Annotated in this window: 3 protein-coding genes; all 3 read left to right on the top strand. The window is 58.2% G+C overall.

The annotated features are described in order from the left end of the window. Window positions 1-1,038, top strand: a 1,038-nt coding sequence (locus F757_RS0129735; protein ID WP_027214510.1) for a type VI secretion system Vgr family protein, incomplete at its 5' end; no start/stop codon positions are given. Window positions 1,039-1,042: 4 nt separating this feature from the next. After that, a complete protein-coding gene (locus tag F757_RS34385) occupies window positions 1,043-2,980 on the top strand; it encodes a T6SS effector phospholipase Tle3 domain-containing protein (RefSeq protein ID WP_051376901.1) in 1,938 nt (645 codons plus the stop codon). Next, the gene (locus F757_RS0129725; RefSeq protein ID WP_027214509.1) at window positions 2,970-3,677 is read left to right on the top strand and encodes a T6SS immunity protein Tli3 family protein; all 708 of its coding nucleotides are present in this window, start codon (window positions 2,970-2,972) and stop codon (window positions 3,675-3,677) included. The genes F757_RS34385 and F757_RS0129725 overlap by 11 nt, the downstream gene beginning before the upstream one ends. The last annotated feature ends 154 nt before the right edge of the window (window positions 3,678-3,831 follow it).

The raw sequence follows: 3,831 nt of genomic DNA, 5'->3' as shown, positions 1-3,831 counted from the left end.
ACCCAGAGCAACAACAAGCTGCGCATGGAGGACTGGGCAGGCCAGGAAGGTATCAAGCTCAGCACCGAGCACTCAGGCAAGAGCCAGTTGAACCTCGGCTATCTCGTCAACAGCAGGCTCGAATGCCGGGGGGAGGGCTTCGAGCTGCGGACCGACAAAGCCGGGGTGGTGCGTGCGGGTGGCGGCCTGTTCCTGTCGAGCGACATTCAGGAACGCGCCTCGGGCAAACAGCTTGACATGGATGCTGCCTTGAACCAGTTGCGGATCACGGCGGCGCAGGCTGACGGCCTGGCGCAGGCCGCCGCCGTTGCAAAGGCTGAAATCGCCGACCTGAAGGCGGAAAACGAGTGGCTCAAAAACAGCGTGGCGGGGCTTCGTGAAGCGGTCATGCTGCTTTCGTCTCCAAAGGGGATCGCGCTTGCAACGCCGGATCGCGTGTCCATTGCGGCGGGCAAGGACGTCAATACAGCGACGAGCGGCGGTTTCAACGTTAGCGCGCTGAAGAACATGGTGGTGTCGGCGGCGGGCGCCGTATCGCTGTTTGCGCAGCGCCTGGGTATCCGCATGATCGCCGCGCGCGGAAAGGTGCTGATCCAGGCGCAATCGGACGGACTGGACTGCGTCGCGCAGCAGAACATCGAGTTGTGCAGCGCAGGCGGAACGCTCACGGCCCACGCCGCTAACGGCGTCGTGCTCCAGGGCGGTGGCACCGCATATATCAAGATTCATGGCGATAGCGTCGAGATTGGCGGCGCGGGTAGCCTCATCCTCAAGGTGCCGGATATCGACAAGCAGGGGCCGGGTTCGCTTTCGCTGCCGCTGCCGAGGTTCGGGCAGGCGACTGTGCCAAACGACGAGCGGTTCATTCTCAGTGACGATGTGACCGGACGGCCACTTGCCAATCGACCCTACAAGATTCGGATGGCAGACGGTCGCATTGTCGAAGGCGGGACGACCGACAAGGGCGAGACTGTGCTGACGCAAAATGACGTGGCGCAAGGTATCACGCTAATGCTTCGCAAAATCAAGGGAGCCTGATTCAATGGATGAGCTGAATAATCAGCCCGACGCGCTAACCGACGTGCAACCACAAGCTTGGCAGCATGACGTTGCAACCAACGTGGTGCCGATGCAACGCGATCACCTTGGACAACCCTTCTGGGAGTCCTACCAGTCGCCGGCAGACTATCAGGTTCGTGCCGAAGCGCGGGTCCCGCCGCACATGCCCGGTGTCATCATCTTTGTGCATGGGGTGAACTCGCAGGGTGAGTGGTATGACTTCGCTGAAGACGGATTATGCAAAGGACTTAACGCGCGCCTTGGTCGTACCGCTTCGGCTGAGTTGTCAGCCAATAAATATTCGGACATTAGTGATGATAGAAAGAGGACGTCCAGACGCATTTCGCAGCTTGGAAATTCCCCCGTCATTCGCTTCTACTGGGGCTATCGAAGTAGCGATGAGGACCTGAAGCGATGGAGAATACCGTTACGCAATATCGAAGGTAACGACGAGTGGGCTCCGGCGTGCTGTGCGGACGGAGGCCCGTGGTATTGGGGCGGCGGTGCATTCCAGAACGGTACCAACAATCTCCAGCAACTGTGGAGCCATAAGGGCTTCTTGCGCCACGTCTACGGCTTCGACCTTGAGCGTCTGAACACTGAGGCCGACCGACAGTTGCAGGACGCACCGCCCCGTATCTACTACTCGCATGCGGCGCAGCGTCTCGCGAATCTGATAGACAAGATTCGCAAGAAGAACCCGCGCGACACCATTACGCTGATGTCGCACAGTCAGGGCACGATGATCTCCATGGCTGCAACGCTGCTATGCAAGGAGCGCGCACCGGACGCCCTGTTCGTGATGAACTCGCCGTTTGCGCTGGACGACAAGACAACGGATGCACTTTCGTGCGGCAGCGAACGCCCGACTGCGGAAGCTCGTGTCAACACATTCAAGGCGGTGGCGAACCGGATCAAGCAGGACAAGCAGGTCTACACGGAAGAAATGATGCGGCAGCTTCATGTTGGGGCTTCACAGGACATGAACTTCTGGCGCCCTGACCTGGAACTGAACTATGGCGTTCCTGAGCGCGATAACCACGGTCGCCTCTACGTCTACTTCACACCGCATGACCGTGTAATGGGAACGACGCCTCTACAAAGCATCGGCTGGCAAGGGCTGGGCGACAAGCTGCTAGGCGAGCTTGGCGATACTGTCAAACAGCGCATGCTCGCGCGCAGCACGCCGGTTGGTGACGAGCCGGGTGTGCGCAAGTTTGGCACGCTGCCTCCAATTGCAGCAGGCAAGCTTGTGCCTGGTGCAAAACCGACGGACTTCTGGAATGGCAATCGCGGACCGTTGGGCGGACTGTTTGGCATTACCCACCTCTGGAAAGTGCCCGACCCGAAGCAGACCGTCACGGTCAACGCTGAGAAGGTGCCCAATCCGCTGACGGCGGATGAAATGAAAGATTGCGATGAGCCGCGGAAAGGTGCCCCCGCTATGGGGGCGCTTATACAGGATCCGGATAATCCCCTTCAGCAAACGTATAGGGACCCGTCATACCCCTACTTCAGATCGATCTACCAACCAGAACAATACGTCACGGTCGATGACGTGTACGGCAACTCGGGACAACAAAGGAGAAAGGAAAACCAGCAGGAAATGACGTACCGGCTTGACGCGTATATCGCGGAGCCAACCAACCACAGCAGGCTTCCCATGAACGAAGAATTTATGAAGCGGGTCGTGGCTTGGGATGTGCCGATAGGTTTTTGCGATTCCTTCGACGATCGTGATTTCTGGTTCAATCTTGTCAAGCTCGCCGACTGGACGAGCGGGTACGACCAGTACTTCAACTCTGCGATATTCGAAGAGGTAGAAAAGCCCGGAGCGATTGACTGGGCGACAGTCGCTGAAGAGACCAGTATTGCGGAGGCAAAGCGCATTCAATACGGGAACAACTACCGTGGTTCGTAAAATCTTTACACTGGCCCTGTCGGCGGCCGCTATCGGCTGTGCGGCACAGCAGCCCTGGTCGTTCAATCTCGCCGACTTTCTCATGGCGAAGGAATTGCCTTACGATTCGCCGCCGCAGGTGATATACCGCATTGACGATCACCGCTTTGTAACGCTGGAGAAATACCGGGACTGTAACCACGGCGAGACCTGGTACAACGATACCAGAGCCGGAATCCGCAGCCACCTTGGCCGGGGCCTCGTAGAGAATTTTCAGGGACGTCTTATCAACGCGGACCCTAAAGGCAGGAACTTGGTATTCCCGGCTGCGACTGCTCCAGGAACTGTTTGCGGCGATCGTGGCTGCGATCCTATGTTGGCGTACTCGACCGACGGTGGAAGGACCTTCCGCGGAATGATCTACTTCGAGCACAGCTTTGATCCATACGTCGATACGAGGGCTTACACGGTAGTCGCGGATGGCTCGCGGGTTTATGTCTCGGAGGCGCGACAGTCTAAGCCCTATGTCGTTTCATATCCGCTCGTTCCTGGCTACTCGTACACAGGCAAGGACGCATTGCCCGATGGGTATGAAATCAAGTTCGACACAGCGGTGCCCTCTGGCCTGCGCACTCCTTCCGGCCAGGATCACATCACCTGCGATGCGTCCATTACACCCACTAATCCCGACGCACCGTTGGTAAGAGGCCGCCAATGACAGCGCCACTCAGTAGTCCAAAGGCAGCGAAGGCCGTGGTTCGTAGAATCATCACCTTCGCCCTGTCGGCCGCTGCTATCGGCTGTGCAGCGCCGCAGCCCTGGTCGTTCAATCAGGGAGATTTCACAATGGCAAAGGAGTTGCCTTACGACTC

It is taken from the genome of Burkholderia sp. WSM2232 (assembly GCF_000472545.1).
Classification (GTDB): Bacteria; Pseudomonadota; Gammaproteobacteria; order Burkholderiales; family Burkholderiaceae; genus Paraburkholderia.
This window is presented reverse-complemented; position numbering and strand designations above follow the sequence as displayed.

Bases quoted from the DNA above. Each gene is read 5' to 3' on its own strand.
- F757_RS34385 (WP_051376901.1), top strand. From the start codon at position 1,043: ATGGATGAGCTGAATAATCAGCCCGACGCGCTAACCGACGTGCAACCA.